At 44.8% G+C, this 22241-nt stretch carries 20 protein-coding genes; 10 read left to right on the top strand and 10 right to left on the bottom strand.

The window, feature by feature from the left end; translation table 11 throughout:
• Positions 1-39: 39 nt before the first annotated feature.
• The gene (locus VHA02S_RS26155) at positions 40-177 is read right to left on the bottom strand and encodes a hypothetical protein (RefSeq protein WP_005445182.1); all 138 of its coding nucleotides are present in this window, start codon (positions 175-177) and stop codon (positions 40-42) included.
• A 257-nt stretch (positions 178-434) separates the two neighbouring features.
• On the opposite strand from VHA02S_RS26155, the gene VHA02S_RS09705 reads away from it, so the two are divergent.
• Positions 435-1223, top strand: coding sequence for a response regulator transcription factor (locus tag VHA02S_RS09705; protein WP_038898605.1), 789 nt, complete (start codon positions 435-437; stop codon positions 1221-1223).
• A 77-nt stretch (positions 1224-1300) separates the two neighbouring features.
• Here the strand turns inward: VHA02S_RS09705 and queD are convergent, their stop codons facing one another.
• Positions 1301-1663, bottom strand: coding sequence for a 6-carboxytetrahydropterin synthase QueD (gene queD, locus VHA02S_RS09700; RefSeq protein ID WP_005376896.1), 363 nt, complete (start codon positions 1661-1663; stop codon positions 1301-1303).
• A 362-nt stretch (positions 1664-2025) separates the two neighbouring features.
• Here queD and VHA02S_RS09695 point away from each other — a divergent pair, with 362 nt between their 5' ends.
• Both VHA02S_RS09695 and asnS read left to right on the top strand, forming a co-directional pair.
• Positions 2026-3651, top strand: a complete 1626-nt coding sequence (locus VHA02S_RS09695; protein WP_038898606.1) for a methyl-accepting chemotaxis protein — start codon at positions 2026-2028, stop codon at positions 3649-3651.
• A 187-nt stretch (positions 3652-3838) separates the two neighbouring features.
• On the top strand, positions 3839-5239 hold the full coding sequence (gene asnS / locus VHA02S_RS09690; protein ID WP_005445169.1) for an asparagine--tRNA ligase: 1401 nt from the start codon (positions 3839-3841) through the stop codon (positions 5237-5239).
• Between the two features lie 85 nt (positions 5240-5324).
• Here the strand turns inward: asnS and VHA02S_RS09685 are convergent, their stop codons facing one another.
• The 3 genes from VHA02S_RS09685 to VHA02S_RS09675 form a co-directional block, all read right to left on the bottom strand.
• Positions 5325-5684 carry a hypothetical protein gene (locus tag VHA02S_RS09685; protein ID WP_038898607.1) on the bottom strand — a complete coding sequence of 120 codons (360 nt, stop codon included), beginning with the start codon at positions 5682-5684 and terminating at the stop codon, positions 5325-5327.
• A 31-nt stretch (positions 5685-5715) separates the two neighbouring features.
• Positions 5716-5937, bottom strand: a complete 222-nt coding sequence (locus tag VHA02S_RS09680) for a hypothetical protein (protein WP_009698378.1) — start codon at positions 5935-5937, stop codon at positions 5716-5718.
• A 99-nt stretch (positions 5938-6036) separates the two neighbouring features.
• Positions 6037-7428, bottom strand: a complete 1392-nt coding sequence (locus VHA02S_RS09675) for an aminotransferase-like domain-containing protein (RefSeq protein ID WP_038898608.1) — start codon at positions 7426-7428, stop codon at positions 6037-6039.
• A gap of 177 nt (positions 7429-7605) precedes the next feature.
• Here VHA02S_RS09675 and VHA02S_RS09670 point away from each other — a divergent pair, with 177 nt between their 5' ends.
• From VHA02S_RS09670 to VHA02S_RS09655, 4 genes are all read left to right on the top strand, one after another.
• Positions 7606-7836, top strand: coding sequence for a hypothetical protein (locus VHA02S_RS09670; RefSeq protein WP_026000256.1), 231 nt, complete (start codon positions 7606-7608; stop codon positions 7834-7836).
• Positions 7837-8191: 355 nt separating this feature from the next.
• Positions 8192-8491: a hypothetical protein gene (locus VHA02S_RS09665; RefSeq protein ID WP_005445160.1), complete on the top strand. Its 300-nt coding sequence runs from the start codon at positions 8192-8194 to the stop codon at positions 8489-8491.
• 533 nt (positions 8492-9024) lie between these two features.
• Entirely contained in the window at positions 9025-10491 is a 1467-nt protein-coding gene (locus VHA02S_RS09660) for an HD domain-containing phosphohydrolase (RefSeq protein WP_017189469.1), read from the top strand.
• 181 nt (positions 10492-10672) lie between these two features.
• Positions 10673-11863: an amino acid aminotransferase gene (locus VHA02S_RS09655; protein ID WP_038898609.1), complete on the top strand. Its 1191-nt coding sequence runs from the start codon at positions 10673-10675 to the stop codon at positions 11861-11863.
• A 105-nt stretch (positions 11864-11968) separates the two neighbouring features.
• Here the strand turns inward: VHA02S_RS09655 and VHA02S_RS09650 are convergent, their stop codons facing one another.
• On the bottom strand, positions 11969-12610 hold the full coding sequence (locus VHA02S_RS09650; protein WP_005445156.1) for an outer membrane beta-barrel protein: 642 nt from the start codon (positions 12608-12610) through the stop codon (positions 11969-11971).
• 220 nt (positions 12611-12830) lie between these two features.
• Between VHA02S_RS09650 and VHA02S_RS09645 the strand changes: the two genes are divergently transcribed.
• Entirely contained in the window at positions 12831-14720 is a 1890-nt protein-coding gene (locus tag VHA02S_RS09645) for a DUF294 nucleotidyltransferase-like domain-containing protein (RefSeq protein WP_005445155.1), read from the top strand.
• Between the two features lie 11 nt (positions 14721-14731).
• Positions 14732-15448, top strand: a complete 717-nt coding sequence (locus tag VHA02S_RS09640) for a 3'-5' exonuclease (RefSeq protein ID WP_033001524.1) — start codon at positions 14732-14734, stop codon at positions 15446-15448.
• Positions 15449-15519: 71 nt separating this feature from the next.
• Here VHA02S_RS09640 and VHA02S_RS09635 read toward each other — a convergent pair whose 3' ends face one another.
• Together VHA02S_RS09635 and VHA02S_RS09630 are read right to left on the bottom strand one after the other, a co-directional pair.
• Positions 15520-17403 carry a methyl-accepting chemotaxis protein gene (locus VHA02S_RS09635; RefSeq protein WP_005445153.1) on the bottom strand — a complete coding sequence of 628 codons (1884 nt, stop codon included), beginning with the start codon at positions 17401-17403 and terminating at the stop codon, positions 15520-15522.
• Between the two features lie 228 nt (positions 17404-17631).
• Positions 17632-19203 carry a BCCT family transporter gene (locus VHA02S_RS09630; RefSeq protein ID WP_005445152.1) on the bottom strand — a complete coding sequence of 524 codons (1572 nt, stop codon included), beginning with the start codon at positions 19201-19203 and terminating at the stop codon, positions 17632-17634.
• 396 nt (positions 19204-19599) lie between these two features.
• On the opposite strand from VHA02S_RS09630, the gene cosR reads away from it, so the two are divergent.
• The gene (gene cosR, locus VHA02S_RS09625; RefSeq protein ID WP_005445149.1) at positions 19600-20076 is read left to right on the top strand and encodes a MarR family transcriptional regulator CosR; all 477 of its coding nucleotides are present in this window, start codon (positions 19600-19602) and stop codon (positions 20074-20076) included.
• Between the two features lie 48 nt (positions 20077-20124).
• On the opposite strand, the gene VHA02S_RS09620 is transcribed toward cosR, so the two are convergent.
• Together VHA02S_RS09620 and VHA02S_RS09615 are read right to left on the bottom strand one after the other, a co-directional pair.
• Positions 20125-20763: a response regulator gene (locus VHA02S_RS09620; RefSeq protein WP_038898610.1), complete on the bottom strand. Its 639-nt coding sequence runs from the start codon at positions 20761-20763 to the stop codon at positions 20125-20127.
• Positions 20756-22111 carry a cache domain-containing protein gene (locus VHA02S_RS09615; RefSeq protein WP_005445145.1) on the bottom strand — a complete coding sequence of 452 codons (1356 nt, stop codon included), beginning with the start codon at positions 22109-22111 and terminating at the stop codon, positions 20756-20758. The genes VHA02S_RS09620 and VHA02S_RS09615 overlap by 8 nt, the downstream gene beginning before the upstream one ends.
• Positions 22112-22241: the final 130 nt, after the last annotated feature.

The raw sequence follows: 22241 nt of genomic DNA, 5'->3' as shown, positions 1-22241 counted from the left end.
TAAAAAATGGGCAGTCTATATTAGACTGCCCATTTCACTTTAAACTGCCATGACTTCAGCTTGCCAGCCATAGCCAATGTATTCTTTCGCCAATTCTTCGGCAACAAACGTCGATACTACGACTTCCACCCACATGCTATGTGATCCCGCGCGATAACGCAGTTTCATCATCTTCATTGTACACCTCTCCGCAAGGTGAAAGAGGCTTAACTTGCTCGCCATTCACCCAAATGATAATAAAAAATGACCGTATCCATGCAGTTGGAGCCCTTTGCCCATACGTGCGTGAACTCTCTCCTTGAGATAAAATGGATACCGTATATGTGATTCGAAAAACTTCGAATTATTGCGGGAGCAATTTTGCAAAATGATAGGGCAAGGGTGTAGAGTAAAAATACTGCATTTATAAAAAACGATAAGATGGGCCAACTTTTATGGGCAGTGATATAGGTAACACCACCAAATCCACCAGTTTTGATGCGTTGATGATACGTCAAGCGAAGCTTTTAACGTCCGCACATGCTGACGAATGTGAAAGCTACCTCAAGCAGTTTATGCTAGAAGCCATGGAATGGTTTGAAATCGATCGTATGACGATGTTTCCCAACTCCATGCTGTTTTTCAATCAAGGGAAAACGCTTTCTGTTGCTCGCGAGCCACACCAAGTTCTGACGACTAAGCAAGTCGGGGTCGAAGATGGCGAACGCTACCTGCGCTTAATTGGTAATTCTGAGAAAACCCAGTTTTTCGATAAAAACGCTTTAGTCAACAGTGATGTAGTGGTATTGCGCATGCTGTCAGCACAAGGCGCGTGTTGCCATTACACTATTCCACTCGTCCAATTTGGTCAGCGCTGGGGCGGTCTCTCTTTTACTCTCTTTGGTAGCAACAGTTGCGGCTTATCCGAAAGCCAGCTTGAACAGGTTAGCTTCATCTCTCATATGTGGCTGTCCTTTTGGCAACATTCAAAGCTACATCGTAGTTTGCACCGTCCAGACATGAAAACCGACCAAGAAAATCACCGCATGCTACGTTTGAGTCACCGTCAATGTGACGTGCTGGGTTTGCTGGCTAAAGGATTATCAGCAAAAGAAATTGCCACAGAACTCAATCTAAGCCCAAGAACGATCGAATCTCATAAATATCGGTTGCTAGACATGCTAGAGCTGGACAGTCATGCAGATTTAGTTCAGTTTGCACTGAGAAATGGCATAGGCTATTAAACGCCCACTAATAAATTCTTGATAAAGAAAAAGGCAAGCCGTTTGGCTTGCCTTTCTTGTATGCATGCAGAAGACGATTACTCACCTTTGTAAATACAACCTGCGGTACACGTCTCTTTGATCTCTACTTTACTAAGCAGAGGTAAGCTTGGCTTAAGTTGTTGCCAAATCCATTTTGCTAGAACTTCGCTGGTTGGGTTTTCCAGACCTTCAATGTCGTTCAAATAGTAATGGTCGAGACGGTTGTAGATAGGTTTGAATGCGGCTTTGATTTCAGCAAAATCTACAACCCAACCTGTATGAGGGTCTACTTCACCTTCTACATAAAGACGAACAAGGAAAGAGTGTCCATGTAAGCGTCCACACTTATGACCTTCAGGTACGTGTGGCAAGTGGTGTGCCGCTTCGAACATAAACTCTTTATACAATTCTGTTTTCATCTTGATTCTCAGGCTTTAAAAAGACACGCAATACTAAGGAATTCACCCTTTAATGACAACCTTTATCAATAGCGCCCGCTATGAATAGCAAGGCAAACGATAAAGCAGTAAATCATGACGTATTGAAATTGAAAACACGGGCGCCATTATCTAACCAAGTAGAAAATTTTTAGCATTAAAAGATCTTAAAAAACACCGTGCCGTTTTTTTGTCACCACGTCAAAGTTTTGATTACACACCACTTACATCACATTTACATAACCACAAAATGTTTGGGGTCACATTCAGTTAGCCAATTCATCGCTCAAGTGCAACTAACCTCTTAATATTGTGGGGTTCGTTCCAATAACACTTATAAAAATATGCGCTCAACTATTACCTTTAAACTCCTACTCGCCCTGATCGTCGTGTTCACATGTGTTCTTGCCGTGTCCACTGGGTATCAGTACTACCAACAAAAAACACTTATTAATGATGTACTAAGCGAACAGTTACACGACAAAGCCAGTAACTACTTCGACAGCTTAAACATGATGATGCTGACAGGCACGATGTCGCAGAAAGAGACACTACGACAAAAAGCGCTGGCACAGGAAGGCATTGAACAAGTACGCGTGTTGCGTGCCGATGCCGTGTCAAAGTTTTATGGTCAAGGGCAAACCAACCAACAACCTCTCGACGACATCGATCAACGGGCACTTAGCGGGGAATTGGTCATTGAACCCATCAGTGCTGAATGGGGTAAGGGCTTGGTCGTCGCTCTACCAATGAAATCAAGTGAGGACTATCGAGGCACAAATTGCGTGTCCTGCCATATTGCTCCTGAGGGCGAAGTGCTTGGTGCTATTCGTCTTGAATACAACATGAGTCACGTCAACACGCTGATTAACAAGCAAGCCGTGTTTGCGATGGGGATCATGTCAGTGATCGCATTTGTTGGCTTCCTCATCACTATGGGACTCATCCGAAAAATCATCGTCCGCCCTATTCAAAATACATCACGCTTTATGTCTAACGTTAGTGCCAGTAAAGATCTCTCCAAGCGTTTGTCAGGCACACAAAATGATGAAGTCGGTCAATTGTCGGATTCCATCAATTCGTTTATGGATACGGTGTCAGAGAGTTTAGAACGCGTTCGAGATACCTCCCACTCTCTTGCAGACTCAGCAGGAAGGCTGACTGATGTAGCTCAATCGACCGATGAAGCTGCTGATAATCAACAAGTCGAAACCAATGAAGTGCAAACCAATATTACCGATATGCTTGAGCAACAAAGCGTGGTGGAGCAAGCGACAGTCGATGCGACAACCTTAGTTAACCATACCGTTGACGTTGCAACCACCAGCGCAGGTCAAGCCCATCATGTCAGCGAAGACATCAAGCACCTTGTGACCGATATTGATAAAGTGCGTGAGAACATTGCGACGTTAAACCAACAAACTGATGAAGTGTCATCAATTCTTGGCGTGATAAAAGGCATCGCTGAGCAAACCAATTTATTGGCGCTTAACGCCGCTATTGAAGCCGCCCGAGCCGGAGATCAAGGTCGTGGTTTTGCGGTAGTTGCCGATGAAGTGCGCAATCTTGCCTCTCGCACCGCCGAAGCCACCAGTAATATTGAGACGATTATTTCTCAGTTCCAACAAGGCAGCGAAGAGTCGTTAACCTCGGTCGATACAGTGTGCGAGTTTGCTCATCAGCGCTCAGTAGATGTCGAAGCATTGTCACAGACCATGCACAATGTGGTCGATGAGATGCATCAAGTACTTAAACACGCTGAAAATATCCAACATCAGACACTAACAACATCTGGGGTAAGCAAGCACATCCAAAGCAAAGTTGACACCATTACCTTACACGCAAACGAGACCTCACAATCGGCATCACACACTCGCGAGATCAGTGTCGATCTGGAACATCTTTCAGAGCGTTTGGAGTCATTACTTAGCCAATTTACCCTTTCAGAGAGAGCGCAAGAGAATAAATAAGGAAATTCTCTCCTTCAAATTGAATATAAAGGTTGAAGCTGACGATTTGACAGGTAATATGTTTCGTTGAATCTAAAAAATTCTATCCAACTCAACACTTCGCTTGTTTTTTAAACAATTTTTGTTGTAAGACAGGCACTTTTAAGTGTTGAGTTGAATTTTTACCTCAATGGAGAATATTGAAAACATGACTTACGCGCCTGTATCAGACGTTTTGAAAGGTCAGCTAGCAGTAGACAGTGAAGTAACTGTTCGTGGCTGGATCCGTTCACGTCGTGATTCCAAAGCTGGAATCTCTTTCCTTGCCATTTATGACGGCTCTTGTTTCGACCCGATTCAGGCCGTGGTCCCTAATAATCTTAATAATTACGACAACGAAGTACTTAAGCTAACGACTGGCTGCTCTGTTGAAGTAACTGGTAAGATTGTTGCCTCTCCTGCGAAAGGTCAAGACTTCGAACTAGCAGCAACTGACGTTAAAGTTGTTGGCTGGGTTGAAGATGCTGACACTTACCCAATGGCAAAAACTCGTCACTCTATCGAGTACCTACGCGAAGTTGCTCACCTACGTCCACGTACAAACGTGATTGGTGCAGTAGCACGCGTACGTAACTGCCTATCTCAAGCAATCCACCGCTTCTACCACGAGCAAGGTTACTTCTGGGTATCAGCGCCATTGATCACAGCTTCTGACGCAGAAGGTGCTGGTGAAATGTTCCGCGTATCTACGCTAGACATGGAAAACCTGCCTCGCACTGACGATGGTAAAGTTGACTACAACGAAGACTTCTTCGGTAAAGAGACGTTCCTAACGGTATCTGGTCAGCTAAACGCAGAAGCTTACGCTTGTGCACTAAGCAAAGTTTACACGTTTGGTCCTACTTTCCGTGCTGAAAACTCAAACACAAGCCGCCACCTAGCGGAATTCTGGATGGTTGAGCCTGAAGTTGCGTTCGCAGAACTAGACGACGTTGCAAAATTGGCTGAAGACATGCTGAAGTTTGTATTCAAAGCCGTTCTTGAAGAATGTCGTGATGACCTTGAGTTCTTTGCTCAACGTATCGACAAAGAAGCAATTACTCGCCTAGAGCAGTTTGTCTCTTCTGACTTCGCACAAGTTGACTACACAGACGCGATCCAAATCCTGCTTGATTCTGGTCGTGAATTCGAATTCCCAGTTGAATGGGGTATCGATATGTCTTCTGAGCACGAGCGCTTCCTTGCTGAAGAACACTTCAAAGCACCTGTAATCGTTAAGAACTACCCGAAAGACATCAAAGCATTCTACATGCGTGCTAACGATGACGGTAAAACAGTTGCAGCGATGGATGTACTAGCACCAGGCATCGGCGAAATCATCGGTGGTTCTCAACGTGAAGAGCGTCTCGACATCCTAGATGCACGTATGCGTGAAGTGGGTATCGATCCTGAGCACATGAGCTGGTACCGCGACCTACGTCGTTACGGCACAGTGCCACACGCAGGCTTCGGTCTAGGCTTTGAGCGTCTAGTATCTTACGTAACAGGTATGGGCAACGTTCGTGACGTGATCCCATTCCCACGTACTCCTCGCTCTGCGAACTTCTAATCACCTAGAGTGATACAGAATTAAAAAGACCTCCCAAGTGGAGGTCTTTTAGTTTGTGGCAGTTTCATCGTTTCTGTTATTTCAACTATTTCAGCGTCACACTCATTGCATTGTCGTTAACCGCACCAATCATGAGTGGCTTACCTACGTCACCCTCTTTGATTAACACTTGTGTGTTCACACTAGAGCTAGAATGCTGGGTTTTACTTTCTTGCATAGCAACAACATCAACGAGGTAGCCCGACGACTGTTTTCTCACAAGGCCAGAAAAATCAACCTGCTCTTGATCATTGTTGATTTGGGCTTCGAACTGTTCGTTGGCTTGTATTTGAGCAACAAGCTCCGACTTGCCGTAGTGTAAGATCACCGATTCGGGCTCATCACCTTGATTAGCCGTGCAACCAAAAGTGATAGCAGACAGTGCCAGTAGCCATGCATGTTTCATAGTGTTTATTCCTAACTTCTATCTCATGAATCTAAGACTTATTCTCATCATCTTTATCTGCCTTGGCGGCATACTTAACACCCAGTACGCACAAACCAAACATAATAAAGGGGATCACAGCCGCGGTGTATTCCGTCCACGCCATGTGAGAGAACGATTTCGCCAAAATAAGGTGCGCAAATACCAACAGAAATGCGCTAAAAATGGCAACGGCGATCAATCTTAATTCATGTTTTACCAACTGCTTTTTCATTGTCACTCCAATCATCACAATATTTCCGTATTCGATTGAAGCACAACCCAAGTAAACCACTCTGATACAGTTAGGTCAAAAAAGGATTAAACAGTTTCTTTAGTGAAGTAACTCACCCAATTTCCCCAAAGCCTGACACAGATTGTCATCAATGGGCAGAGAAGTATTCAAACGCAGATAGTCCTGATATTGCTCATCGACCGAGAACAACGCACCATGCGCAACAGTTACCTGCTGTGACAGCAAGGTGTGATGAACCACTTTACTGCTTATCCCTTGAGGCAACTTAAGCCATAAGAAATAACCGCCATGAGGAAGATAGTACTCGATAGATTTAGGCAAACACTCTTTCATTGTTTGCACAAACATAGCTTGGCGCTGTTCAAGCCCTTTACGCAGCTTTCTTAAATGATTGTCATAGCTGTCATTTTGCAGGTAATGCGCAACTCCCTGTTGAATAGGTGCACTGCCAGATAGCGTCGACATCAGTTGAAGCTTTTGAACACGCTCGTTAAAGCGCTTGGTGATCACCCACCCCAACCGATAGCCAGGACAAAGACTTTTTGAAAGAGAGCCACAATGCAAAACGCGCTCTTGGTCATCATAGGTTTTCAGCGATGTCGGCTTCTTGTCGGAGAAATACAACTCTGCGTAAACATCATCTTCAATCAGATACACATCATGTAGATTGGCAAGCTCAACAACACGTTGCTTTTGTTCGTCACTCAACGAAGTGCCTGTTGGATTATGAAAGTTACTCATAAGCCAACAAGCCTTAACGTTGTGCTGTGCAAAAGCTTGTTCCATCTGAGCCAAGGAATGCCCTTTCTCGGCATCTACCGAGATCTCAATGGCATTCAACCCTAGTCGTTCAATTGCTTGTAACGCACCATAAAATGTTGGCGACTCAATGACAACCGTATCCCCTGGCTCAGTAACCACTTGCAAACTGAGGTTGAGCGCTTCTAACGCGCCAGAGGTAATAACGATATCATCATGCGTTAAAGTCATGCCTTGCTGTATATAGCGCTGGGCAATCGAGCGGCGTAAAGAAGCACTACCCGGTGGTAGGTTATCTAACAAGGTATCTGGTCCCATTTTTCGCCCGGAACTGGCAAGGTTACGGTTTAGTGCTTCGAGAGGAAAAAGTGCAGGGTCAGGAAACGCGGAGCCTAGCTTTGTCGCGTTTGGCACGGTTTGTTGTTTGAGGAAATCGTACAACTCATCGTTTAGTGAAGTGCGATACGTATTGTTATCAGCACCAGTAGCGTCGAGACGTTCGAGCTCAGCAGTAACAAAGTAACCCGACTGAGGTTTAGCAATCACCCAACCTTGCGCTTCGAGCAATTGATAGGCTTGTAACACAGTTCCTGTACTGACCGAATGGTTGCGGCTAGTGACACGCACGGAGGGCAACTTCTCTCCTGCTCTCCATGTATTTTGTTGAATTTGCGTTTTAAACAGCTCAGCCAGTTGGCGGTATCGGTTCATGCTTCCCTCATTTCTTACTACCGAGCGCACCTTAGCATACTTCACGCCCTGATTCCGATCTTCGACTTATCAAACTCGAAACGTAATTAATCAATCTTAGTGATATCAATTGACGTTACGAAATGAGAATTTATGTTCCATACTTTCAAAGGTATGAATATTCTACGGGAGGAAATGATGAAAATGTTTACGATGGATGACCTCTCTTATCGAGGCATACACGAAGGAGTTCATAGCTGGGACCACCCAGAAGGCAATAACCCATATTATTGGCACCCAGATTGGTTGCACATCGCTGAGGATGCACTAGGGGTGCACCCAAAAGCAGAGCTCGATGTCCCAGAGGGTGAAGCAGCCACACCTGAGCATGCAAAGGCAGCAATTATCAAACATCTCAATGGGCAATAATATTGATTATACCCAAGTGACTTCAAGATGCAGGATTCAGTGCGCTGTCATTGATTCGAGGTCAAGGAGAACAACCGCAGCGGAATAGTTAGCTCTTTCCAAGTTGTTTGACTCAGAGATCGAATCAACGACACGCTCCCAAAGGGCGAGGTTACTTGGGCATAAATACCTATTTTTCAGGTGGTTATTGCTAGGTGGGATCAACAAATATATCTGAATGAGAGCTGTGCAACGGAATGGATCATTTATCAACAAGATAAATAGATAGCAGTCACATTAATTCCGATGGCATCTGTTACATTTATAGAGTAATGGTGACGCACACCTCAACTCATGACTATGAGAGACGATAATAATGACGAAATACAACGAAAACGACATTCAATACAAAGGCGAATCTAATGGTGTTCACTCTTGGAGTACAACATCAGGTCAGCCTTACTACTGGCACCCAGATTGGTTGCACGTTGCTGAAGACGCAACGGGTTCTCATCCTAAACAAAAAATCGAAGTAGAATCCGCTGAAGCACCAACAGAAAAACATGCATTGAAAGCTATCCTTAAGCACATGAACGATTGGGCAACAGGCAAACTGTCTTCTAACCCAGACATCGAAACGAATGCACATGAATCACAAATGGATTTGAAAAAGTAATTCCTACCCTTTTTCATGTCGATGATTGAGACCAAGCCTCGCCATAGCGGGGCTTTTTTGTAAATCCTTCGCTATATCAATGTCACTTCAAGATGCTAGATTCAGAGTATTGTCACTATTCCCTCTTTACCAAAAGACAGCAAGGAAAACAGCGAAGCGGAATTGCAAGCTATATCCAAGTTGTTTCACGATGCTATTTAGTTAGCAAAGAACGTACTTCAGTGACAGGCTCCCGAAGAGCGAGTTGCTTTAGTTCACATGCTTCTTTAACAATTTTCGAATTAGAACCCCTAGATCTTCAAATTGTTGCCTCACCTTCAAACCAAGCCATCCTCGCTAAAGCAAGCATCTCAAGGTTACTTGAGCATATACAGAACAAATTTCTATCATTTATAAGAATCTATCGATAAAATTTCAGGTCTCGATTTTACTAGTGACAGATCAATCAACAGACATCAATTCCACAGTACCTCTCTCTTCTTGCTCAACTAATAGAGAAAACGATGCTGAGATTTGTCCCAAAAAGGATAACCATGGTGAATACTAACTACAATGCACCACTTACATTCCAACTTTACCTAGCTGCGGCGTTCTTTTTTGGCACATACGGTGGACGCGTCTGCCCGATGCTCAGCACGCTGAGCGTATACGAAGTGATCTTACATTGCGCGGTGGTTTTTACGTTCCTCTATCTTGTTCGCCACTTTATTCTTGTCTCACATCCTTTGATTGCACAAAACCGACAAGCCAAGCTTGATACTGTGTTGTTTACCGCTGTAAGTATTCCTTTTGCTGCGTACTATAACCTTCAATACGACTTTACCTTCGACAGCAATGTGAAAGTGTTGTTTGGTATGGCGCTCTTTGGCTTTTTAACTGGTTCTATCTTGCAACTGCAAAGCAAGCTGGTTCAATTTGACAACCTACGTCAACAAAACCAATTTGGCTTTGCGTTATCAGGTCAGCGCCAATCCATGGTGAAACAAATGATAGGCATGATGATCGCCTTGCTCATCACCTTGACCACCATTTTGACCATGGTCGCAGTCAAAGACATTTATTGGTTGGAGCAAAACCCAGAGCAAATCACCAATGGGCTAGGCAAAATCAGCTTCATTAAAGAGTTGGTTTACATCGCACTTGTCGTCGGAGGCTATGTAATCGCGATTATGGTGCTTTGGACTCGCTTGATGCAAAAAATCTTGTTTAGCCAAGAGCAAGCTTTGCTGGAAGTGACACAAGGGAAAATTGCGCAACGTTTACCAGTTTTCCAACATGATGAGCTTGGCTCGATGGCCTGTTTAACTAACCAAATGCTCGACAGTTTGCAAGTTTCGCAAGATGAGGTCAAAGCCACGCGAGATGTTGCCATTGTCAGTTTGTCGGCATTGGCTGAATCACGTGATAATGAAACCGGTGCGCACATTATGCGCACGCAACAATATGTAAAAGTATTGGCTGAACATTTAAGCCAATTTGAACAACATTGTTCATTACTGACTCCAAATTATATCGAACTACTTTACAAATCGGCGCCGCTGCATGACGTCGGAAAAGTCGGTGTACCAGATAGCGTGTTACTAAAACCGGGAAAACTGACCGATGGAGAGTTTGAGATCATGAAAGGACATGCACAAATTGGTGCCGAAGCGCTGTCAATTGCTGAAAAACAGCTAGGAAGTAGTTCGTTTTTGCGCGTTGCTAAAGAGATTGCCCTAACACACCATGAAAAGTGGGATGGTAGTGGCTATCCAAATCAATTAAGCGGCGAGAACATCCCTTTATCCGGTCGTTTAATGGCATTAGCAGATGTGTATGACGCTCTTATTTCTAAGCGTGTATATAAGCCTGCTTTCAGCCATGACAAGGCGAAAGCCATCATCCTAGAGGGTAAAGGCAAACATTTCGATCCTCAAATCGTCGATGCATTTCTTGCAGTTGAAACCGAATTTCAACATATCGCACATCAATATCAAGATGAGCAAAACATCGCCGCTTAGCCAATTATCCCCCTCTTAAAACGCTTGTTAAGAGGGGTTTTTATATCAAAAGCCTCCGTTATGTTAGATTTCTGTTTCAAATCAAAACTTTTTTAAGTTTTCTTATCACTAACTGTTGTAACGAATATTGCTGAAAGGTATAAATGTCAGCAGACCCCTTCGATTAACATGGATGAAGATTATGTTTGAAAAAGTAGTTGCCGCTCCGGCTGACCCTATTCTTGGACTTACTGAAGAGTTTAAAAAAGATGCTCGCGCCGAAAAAATTAACCTAGGCGTTGGTATTTACAAGAACGAACAAGGTGAAACCCCTGTTCTTGCGACTGTTAAAAAAGCCGAAGCCGCACTGATTGAAACTGAAAAAACCAAATCTTACCTAACAATCGAAGGTACAGCAGAATACGGTCTAGCAGTACAAAAACTGCTTTTCGGTGCAGACGCGGAAATTGTTGCTGGCAAGCGTGCTAAAACAGCACAAGCACCAGGTGGCACAGGTGCTCTACGTGTAGCAGGTGAGTTCATTAAGCGTCAGCTTGGTGATGTGAAGATCTGGATCAGCAACCCTACTTGGGCAAACCACAACGGCGTATTCACTGCAGCTGGTATCGAAACAGCACAATACAGCTACTACAACGCAGAAACCAAAGATAAAGACTTCGCTGCTATGGTTGACGACCTGCAAGGTGCATCTGAAGGTGACGTTGTTCTTCTGCATGGCTGCTGTCACAACCCTACAGGTATCGATCCAACAGCTGAAGAGTGGGAAACGCTGGCTAAGCTGGTTGCAGAGAAAAAACTGCTTCCTCTATTCGACTTCGCATACCAAGGCTTTGCTAAAGGTGTAGAAGAAGATGCAGCAGGTCTTCGTACTTTCGCTAAGTACAACAAAGAAATCCTAGTCGCGAGTTCTTTCTCTAAGAACTTCGGTCTATACAATGAGCGTGTTGGTGCATTCACTCTGGTTGCTGAATCAGAAGACGTTGCAACAACGGCGTTCTCACAAGTAAAAGCCATCATCCGTTCTATCTACTCTAACCCACCAGCGCACGGTAGCGCTGTTGTGACTCACATTCTTGGTGACGCAGACCTGCGCGCAGAATGGGAAGCGGAAGTAGCGGAAATGCGTGACCGAATCCAAGAGATGCGTGAACTATTCGTTGCTACTCTTAAGGCAGAAGGTGTGGATGCTGACTTCAGCTTCATCGAGCGCCAAAACGGTATGTTCTCGTTCTCTGGTCTATCCAAAGAGCAAGTAAACCGTCTAAAAGAAGAGTTCGGTATCTATATCGTAGGCTCAGGTCGTATCAGCGTTGCAGGTATGACAAAAGCAAACATGGGTCCTCTATGTAAAGGCATCGCTGCGGTTCTGTAATCGCGTCGAAAGTCACAAATTAAAAAGGTCAGCACTCGCTGACCTTTTTTGATTCTACCGCTTGTTGAAACGCCACTATACAAGGTGGCGCTACACTCCTATGAACTAATACACAAACTTAAAGCTAATTCCAACTTCATTGATGTGATCTGACGGTTGACCTTGATAATCGGTGTCACGGAACTGGTAATAAAGACCGGTACCAATCACGCGATGCCATTGGTAGTTAAAGGCAATCTTATAGTTGTTCTCGTCGACGATATCACTTCGATTCAAGTGCACTTCTGCCGTCCCCATTAACTTTTCACTAAATAGGTAATTTGCGCCAAACGTGACGCCTTGAATAAACTCGCTATCCGAGGACAGTGTACGGTCGGTTTTATCATCAGTCGCTTTGGCTTTAATTGCGCCAAGCCCATAAATCCCGTAGATATCAAACTTCTCGTTGACGCCATAACGATAACCACCACCGAACAACAAACGGTCAATACGCAAAGTGAAATTGTCTGGGTGGAAAAATTGCGCCGAGTAGTCAACGTTAAACAGCCAGTTATCGGTAAATAGGTAATTACCGCCAAGCCCTAGAGTGGTAGCGTTAGAATTATCGAGCCACTCTTCATTCGTTGTCCCGGCACCAATGTCTAAATTAATGTGCTCGTAACCAAACTTCTCGACCTGTTCTGACTCTGAGGCAACGCTCATTAGTGGTAATGCTACAAGAGGTGCAGCGAATAATAGTCTTACCATTCTACTTCCTTCCATGAGTGTCATCCAAAACTCTTCTTTAATACGCCCATTGTATTGATTTAATTCGGCATCTTGATGACAGCGTAGCCGAATTGATGACGATTTGCCGTGCGACTTGTCCGAATCTTATCATTGCGCACGAAAAACAGTGATCCGATAAGATTCTGTTTTAAAACTAAGTTAAGATTACCCTATCACTTGCAAACCAAAAGGCACCTTAATGGAAGCAGAACTTCTCGAGATATATAACTTTCTCGCCAAGTATCCCCCATTCAACGAGCTTCCGGAAGAAACGCTCACCAAAGTGACCGAGAACATCGAAATCTCATACTATCGTCAAGATACTCCCGTCATTCATTTCGGCGACCAGATCCACGATCTATACATGGTTCGTAGTGGCGTGGTTGAGGTCTATCGACGCAAAGGTGAACTTTACAACCGACTCGACGAGGGTGACCTTTTTGGTCAAATGGGGCTTCTGACCAACAACAAAGTTCGCTTCCCAGTAAAAGCGATAGAAGATTCCCTACTCTACTGCATTCCTCAAGACATTTTCCAAGAACTGTATGATAACTTCGACTCATTCGCTGATTTTGTTGAAGTAGAGAACAGTGCTCGTTTACGCCAAGCAGTGTCAGAAAACAACGATGCCAATGACCTAACCACTTCTAAGGTCAAAACCTTATTAACCCGTGACGCACCGACGATTGAACGTGGACAGACGATCCAAGAAGCCGCGCAATTGATGGCGCAAGACAATGTTTCTTCATTGTTGATTGTGGACCCAGACTTTGTGCTGGACGAAGAAGACCCACAATCTCCGGTGCTAGGTATCATTACCGACCGTGATTTGTGTACCCGAGTTTTAGCCGAAGGCTTATCACCGCAAGACGATGTCTCCACGGTGATGACCACTGAGGTTATCTCACTCGATCATAACGCATACGTATATGAAGCCATGCTGACCATGTTGCGCTACAACGTGCATCATTTGCCAGTGGTTAAAGATCAAATGCCGATTGGTATTATCGAAGCTACCGATATTGTACGTTATGAATCGCAAAACTCACTGTTGCTGGTCAGTAGTATCTTCCAGCAGCAAAGCATCGAAGATTTAGCGATTGTGGCAGAAGAAGTAAAGAGCAGTTTTGTTCGCTTGGTCAACGAAGACGCCAACTCACACATGGTGGGCAGCGCGATGTCGGTGATCGGTCGCAGCTTTAAGCAACGCCTTTTAGAAATGGCAGAAGAAGAACTCGGTCCACCTCCTATCCCTTATTGCTTCCTTGCTCTTGGTTCAATGGGGCGCGACGAACAGTTGCTGGTCACTGACCAAGACAATGCAATCATCCTAGACGACACCTACAAAGAAGAGAAACACGGTAAATACTTTGAGGCTCTCGCACAATATGTCAGTGATGGTTTGAACGTATGCGGTTACAAGTACTGTACTGGCGACATTATGGCGACCAACCCGATGTGGCGAATGACCCGCTCACAATGGGAAGAATGCTTTGCCGATTGGATTGATGACCCCAATCCAAAAGCGCTACTCAATGCATCCATCTTCTTTGATTTAGATGGGGTTTACGGCCGCTTAAAATGGGCAGAGCAGCTCACCAGCTTCATCGTACGTCGTGCCCGCAAGAACAATCGCTTCCTAGCCTGCTTGGCACGTAACGCATTAAATCGAACTCCACCACTTGGCTTCTTCAAAGACTTTGTGATGGAAAAAGACGGTCAGCATAAAAACTCAATCAACTTGAAACGCCGTGGTACTGCGCCATTGGTCGATCTGATCCGCGTTCATTCTCTGGCGGTAGGCTCACGTGCACAGAATTCATTTGAGCGTCTCGATGACATCATTGATGCTGGCATCTTACCAAAAGGTCGCGCGCAAGATCTTAAAGACGCCATGGAGTTCATCTCAATGGTGCGTATCCGCCACCAAGCAATTGATGTTGAGTTAGGTATTGAACCAGACAACAACATTGAGCCTGAAAACTTGTCGGATTTTGAACGTCGTAATTTGAAAGATGCGTTCCAGATCCTAAGTAATGGTCAGAACTTCCTTAAGTTCCGCTATCAGGCTAGTAACAAGTTTAAGTGAGGCGTGAAGTGATAAAGAAGTTATTTCAAAAGCCGAGTATTCAGTGGCCAGTGAAGTTTCAGCAGAAACTTGAGCGTGCCACTGATGAACGCTTAGTCGCCTTTTACGGTAAAGCGCTGCCAGCACCTGAGACGCCACTATCCCAAGTGGAGTTCGTTGCGCTTGATTTTGAGACTACTGGTTTGAACCCACAAAAAAACGGCATCATCACCATTGGTTTGGTGCCGTTCGATCTCAATCGAATTTTCCTACGCCAAGCAAAGCACTGGAAGGTGCGACCACAGGAAAAACTCGATGAAGAATCAGTCATCATTCATGGTATCACTCACAGTGAACTGATTGACGCTCCCGATCTGGGTGAAATCCTCGCTCCCTTGCTAGAAAGCTTAGCGGGTAAGATTGTAGTGGTACATTACCGCCGTATCGAGCGTGAGTTTCTCGACCAAGCACTGCGCTCTCGTATTGGCGAAGGTATTGAGTTTCCAGTTCTTGATACGTTGCAAATTGAAGAAAACATTCAACAAAAAGCAGCGGGCGGCCTTTGGAACAAGCTAAAGGGCAATAAGCCAAAATCATTACGCTTAGCCCAGTCTCGCCGTCGTTATGGCTTACCAGACTATACACCGCACCATGCTCTAACCGATGCTATTGCTACAGCAGAGCTGCTGCAAGCCCAAATTGCCCATCATTATAACCCAGAGCAACCTATCAGTAGCCTGTGGTTGTAATTCGGCTTACGTTATCTTTGAGCAACAAAAAAGGAGCCATATGGCTCCTTTTTATTCAAAACAACAAAAGCTTACAGCTTAAAGCGTCTGATCTCTTGTTCTAGCTCGTGAGAAAGCTCAGACAGGTGCGCTGCTTGTTCAGCTGCCTGGTGCGCTTCCACAGAAAGCTCATTCGATACGTCACGAATGCCCTCTGTATTGCGAGTAATCTCAGTGGTTACTGACGCTTGCTCTTCTGCTGCTGAAGCAATTTGAGTTGCCATATCACTGATTCGCTCTACCGCAGAGTGAATTTGCGTCAGGCTAACTGCCGCAGAGTTTGCATCATCCACGCTAGTATCTGCTAGACGACGACTGTCATCCATAATACCCACCGCTTTCGCCGTAGTACCTTGTAGCATTTCGATGGTTTCTTGAATCTCTTGCGTTGAAGCGTGAGTACGTTGGCTCAACACACGAACTTCATCCGCAACCACCGCAAAACCGCGACCTTGTTCACCAGCACGTGCTGCTTCAATCGCCGCATTCAGTGCCAGTAAGTTGGTTTGTTCGGCAATGCCTTGAATAGTCGAAAGAATCGTATTAATCGCGTTACCGTGCGCTTCTAGCTCTTGAATCACGTTGGTCGCGACTTGAACTTCTTGCGCTAAGTTTTGGATCGAACCTTGCGTTTGCGTTACTTGACCAGAGCCATGCACACATGCTTGTACCGCTTCTTCCGAGCTTGATGCTGTGTTGTCCGCGTTACCAGCAATCTCTTGTGTCGCTGCCGCCATTTCGTTAACCGCAGTCGCCACCATGTTGATTTCGTCTTGCTGGTAAGAAATACGCTGGCTACGTTCTTCGGCTTGCTGTGCCGTTGTACGAGCTTGCTCAGACAGTGCGGACGATACGTGACTTAGTTTCGTCACCATCGTGTGCATATTGCCGACAAAACGGTTGAAGTTATCAGCCAGCTTGCCGACTTCGTCATCACTGCGCGGTTCTAGGCGTTGCGTCAAGTCACCTTCACCAGAAGCAATTTCTTCCAATGCTTGTGAAACACGACCCAAATCGCGGAACAAGAAACCTACTAGCCATGAAACAGCAACAATCACGACGATAGTGATCAACACAGCGGTGATCAGCATTTCTCGTAGCAATTGAGCGTGGCTTGCCTCTTCTGTTGCACGATCCATTTCAATCGCAAACATCCAATGTGTGCCAGGCACCTTGCTGAAGTAGTAAAGCTTCTCTTTGCCTTTGATTGTTGCACTTTCAATCGCACCAGAGTTGGCTGCGCGCTCAATAGAATCTTTAGAAAATTCTTTAGAAAGGTCGGTGATTGGCTTAAGCGTTAGGCTCTTATTTGGATGAGCAAGGAAAGTGCCATCGTTCATATCGATCAGCATTGCATGAGCATTGTCACCTGCGTCTAGGCTGATGACGTCATTGATCAACTGGTCAATCAATACATCTGCACCGACAACACCAATGAACTTACCGTTTTTCATTACTGGCTCAGCAATTGTCACCAATAGCGCGTTAGTGATAGCGTCTTGGTAAGCTTCTGTGATGATTTGCTTGCCTGCTGCGTTTGCGTCTTTGTACCAAGGACGCGTGCGAGGATCGTAATCAGCACGGTTACGCTCGGGATGAGAACGATACATACCACCTTCTGGTGTACCTAAGAAGATATCGTCAAAGCCACCAGCTTTACGTGCTTGTTGTAGGAAAGGCACAACGTCTTGCTCAGTTGAGTAGTCGTTGAAAGCCGTCGCAATATCTTTACGAATTGCCACCCAGTCAGAAATACCTTCTGAAGCGGCGTTACTTAGGCTTTGTGCTCGTGAATAGACACCTGAACGCGTCTGATCAAGAAGTTGACCAGCCGACAACCAAGTCAGTGCTGTTGCCATCACAACAACAGCAGAGAGGCTTGCGCCAATTAGCTTTTGTTTTAATGATAATTTCATAATTATTATAGAGGTTGGGAGAACAGTTAAGGTGGGTGAATATTACACATTTTTTAATCACTAATCACGAGATTTTACTAATAAAAATAAAACATTAACTCATTGTAAATTAATGACTTATTTCGTCATTATTTTGTCTACCGTCAGAAAAATCACACAAAAAAAGCCAGCAAAACGCTGACTTTTTTAACTTACTAATATTTAAGTAATATTTATAAATCTTATCAATTATTGACGTTCTGTTCTCATACCCATAAGCAGGCTGACACACATCGCCAATAAAACGACGGTAAATGGCAGTGCAGTAGAAATTGCACCCGCTTGCAGCGCTTGAACAGCTTCAGAACCACCGATCCACAGTAATGCAACCGCAATCGCACCTTCCATGAATGCCCAGAATACACGCTGTAACACTGGTGCGTCGACTTTACCACCAGCGGTGATGCTGTCGATAACCAATGAGCCTGAGTCTGAAGACGTAATAAAGAATACCAATACGAGTACGACTGCAATGATGGATAGCATGTTACCGAATGGCAATACATCAAACATTTGGAACATCGCAAGGGAAACATCAGTCAAACCATTTGCACCTAGCTCGCCCACATTATTGATCACTTGGTCGATAGCAAGACCACCGAATGTCGACATCCAAATCAAGGTAACTGCTGTCGGTACAATTAGAACCGCAGTGATGAATTCACGAACGGTACGACCGCGTGAAACTCGAGCGATAAACATACCTACAAATGGTGACCATGAGATCCACCAAGCCCAGTAGAATACTGTCCAACCTTGGAACCAAGCTTCATCAGTACGATCAAACGGGTTACTCAGTGGAATAATATTCTCAACATAAGCCATCAATGTGGTTGGCACAGAGCCTAGTGTTACCGCCCAGCCGATCAAACCAACAAGGATAAGCAATAAGAAAGCAATCACCATGTTGATGTTACTGATGACTTTTACCCCGCCATCAATACCACGAACAACAGAAACAACCGCCAATAGCGTAACAACAGTGATAACGACAATTTGCAGTCCTAGTCCTGGTTCAACGCCAAAGACATGGTGAATACCACTTGCCGCTTGTTGTGCACCTAGACCTAGAGAAGTCGCCAGACCAAACAAGGTTGCCAATACCGCTAGAATATCCACGATGTGACCTGCCCAACCCCATGCGCGATCGCCCAATAACGGGTAGAAAATCGAGCGCATTGAAAGCGGCAGACCTTTGTTGTAAGTAAAGAAAGCAAGAGATAGTGCCACGACACCGTAAATCGCCCATGGGTGTAGACCCCAGTGGAACATGGTCGCACCTAGTGCTAGCTTCGCGGCTTCTGGTGTGTTTGCTTCTACACCCAACGGGGTTTCATACCAACCAGTGAAGTACGCTACTGGCTCTGCCACACTCCAGAACATCAAACCGATACCCATACCAGCAGCAAACAACATTGCCAGCCAGGACATGAATGAGTAATCAGCGACAGCATCTTTACCACCAAGGCGAATCTTACCCATTGGTGAAACGATGAGAGCTAAACAGAAGATAACGAAGATGTTACCAGAGATAATAAACAGCCAGTCAAAAGAACCGATGATTTTCCACTTAATGCCGTCGAGTGCGGTCTTAGCGGTGTGTGCGTCCAGCACAAGTGCAGCAATAAGAAACAGTGCAATGAAACCAGCACTGATACCAAAAACAGGATTATGTACGTCAAAACCCCATTTCTGGACGTTGTCTTGACCAACCGTATAGTCGGTACTGTCGATACTGTACTTATCTATACCTTTTGTCATTATTCCTCTCTTTTTATGTTCAATCTTCTTAACAAGGCATTAAAAATCATTTGAACACGATACATTTTATTTTCCATGAAAGTGGAAGATCCTACCATTTGAGGCGTTTTTGTCTATCTTTTGCTGATAAAAAATCCAATAACTTACATTTCAATCAGAAAAGTGTAGCTAAAAAAGCGGAAACAACCACAGTAATACTTAGACCACAAACATTTCTTACTATAATAATTCTAGTCGTTGCTTTTTTCCTCGCTCAATGACCTTAAAAACAATAAGGAGAGCCAAGGCAAATTATTGAAATTTGGTGTCGCGATCCCTAACGAAGCCCTTTAAATAACAGCGCATTTGAGTTAGTGTCGCCTCGTTACATGATCCCTTAATGACTGGATTACGAAATTGGAAAAGTACGAAGAAGTTTTGGTCTCGATTCGTCAGATCATCCGCGCTATTGATTTACATTCTAAGAAGTTAAGCAAAGAGTCTGGTTTGACGGCTCCTCAGCTGATCCTGATGCGTGCCATTAGTGAATTAAATAACGTCACTATCAAACAATTGTCTAGCCATACCAACATGAGTCAGGCAACGGCAACCACTATCCTTGACCGCTTAGAGCGCAACCAACTTGTTGAGCGCCGCCGCAGTGTCGAAGACAAGCGTAAAGTTCACGCGGTATTGACCGAGAAGGGACAAGAAGCCTTAAAACAGGCTCCGACGCCATTGCAAGAGCATTTTATTAGCCGCTTCCAAAAGCTGGAAGAGTGGGAACAGAGCTTGCTTTTGTCTTCTGTGCAACGCATCTCGACCATGATGAATGCAGAAGATATTGATGTTGCCCCTATGCTTGAACTTGGCAGTATTACCAAGCCTGAATAAGTATCCCTTCGAGCGCTCTGATGTATGAAAGCATGAGGGCACCCCTGCCTACTCTATCAATCCTGTTTCAAAAGCGTATTTCGCCAACTCAGCCGTCGAGTGCAAATCCAGTTTGTGTTTGATGTTATGGCGGTGCGTTTCTACCGTTCGATAGCTAATGTCCAACAGCGTCGCAATCTTTTTGCTGCTGTTTCCTTGCGCCACTAACTTAAGTACCGCTTCTTCCCTGCGGCTAAGTGGGTTCGGCTTTTGCGCTACCGGGACGACATCCTGCGTAAATAAGGTCTGAGTAACGGATTCGCAAAAGTAAGTCGATCCTTGGTTCACCGTTTTTATTGCTTGCACCATTTTCTCTGCTGAAATTTCTTTCAGCATGTAACCTACCGCGCCAGCTTGCATCACCTTCATGATGTATTCGCGGTTGTCGTGCATGGTGAGCATCAAAATTTTGCTCTCTGGACGCTCTTCCTTAATTACGCCAGTAGCTTCAATGCCATTCATGATTGGCATACTGATATCCATCAAGATGACATCTGGATTGAGAAGCTTTGATACTTCAATTGCCTCAAGCCCATTACTCGCCGTACCAATCACATCAATATCAGGTTCCAGTTCCAAACGCGCCATAAAACCATCAAGCACCACTTGATGGTCATCAACTATCACCACGCTAATTGGTTTATCCATAAACTAATCCATCCAAATCTAACAATACGGTGATTTCCGTCCCCAAACCGGGCTCGCTCATGAGTTCAAACTCGCCTCCGATAAACTCAACACGCTCACGCATGTTCCGCAATCCAATTCCTTGTCGGTGCACTGAAGGGTTGACCATAAAACCCGTACCGTCGTCTCGTATCAGTAATTGCAGCATATTGCCCATTTTTTGCAAAATTACTGTGACCTTTTTTGCTTTGGCGTGCTTCTCAATGTTGTTTAAAGATTCCTGAGCCACACGATACAAGGTTGTAGCCACTTCAGATTTCAACTTCACTTGCTCGGTATCAAAGTGGCTATCGATGTCCATACCAGAGTGCGAATGAAAATCTTGCAATAGTGTAGAAAGCGCGGCTTCTAAGCCAATATCATCCAAGGCACTTGGTCTCAGTTGGTGAGAAATATGGCGTACTTCATTAATCGCAGTGATCAACGAGCGTTGAGATTTATCTAGGTGAGCTTTGAGCTTTTCATCTTCAATACGATGCGCCATCAAATCGAGGTGACATTTGCTCGAAACCAGCAATTGATTGATGCCATCATGGAGCTCTCTCGCCAGATGTTTTTTCTCATCTTCTTGGAACATCACCGTTTTGTGGGCAAGCTCTTTTAGGTTCTTATCCGCTAAACGATGCTCGTGTAAATTGATAGCAAGTGTCAATACGATGATCACCGCCACCGTAACGACCAGAATAATCACCACGGTGAAAAAGGTAGTCTCGATATTTTGATTGATTGCCGCACGCATATTGGCGACTTCACGGCTCACATCTTCAATATACAACCCAGTGCCAATCATCCAATCCCATTTATCAAGCCATGCCGCATAGCTCAGCTTTGGTACCACCTCCCCCGTAGAGGGCTTTTGCCATAAATATTGATGGAACCCGCCCCCAAGCTGCGCTTGATAAAGCAGAGCCTCAATCAGGTGATCGCCATTTTCATCTTGAATATGCAGTAAGTTTTGTCCGACTAAGTCCGGGAGAATGGGATGAACAAGGTTCGTACCGTGCTTATCGTAGGCAAAGAAATACCCGTCTGAACCGTAACGTAAGCGGTTTAGGATCGCTTTTACGCGCGCTTTCGCGTCAGCCTCTTCAAGCATAGGATCGTTATAGATATGAGAAATGGCATCAAAGGCGAGATCTACGGTATCTTTTAGTGCCGCTTCTTTGGATTGAATTAAGTTCTGATGAAAGATTTCCACCTCACGCTGCCCCAAGGTTTTCGCTTGGTAAATGGAAATCCAACTGATACTGGCTGACACCAAAACCACAGGGATCAGTGCCAACAAGATTAACTTGGCTTTGAGAGGCATCCTTTCCCTCCAATGAAACGCTGATTTGGCTTGGGGCTGTTGACCTTTCGCGATTAAAATCGGTTCGAAACATCACAGACCCTGCTCGCTAATCAGCTTAACAACTTGTCTCAAAAGGTGAAAATTTTCA

Source organism: Vibrio harveyi NBRC 15634 = ATCC 14126 = KCTC 12724 (assembly GCF_001591145.1).
Lineage (GTDB): Bacteria > Pseudomonadota > Gammaproteobacteria > Enterobacterales > Vibrionaceae > Vibrio > Vibrio harveyi.
This window is presented reverse-complemented; position numbering and strand designations above follow the sequence as displayed.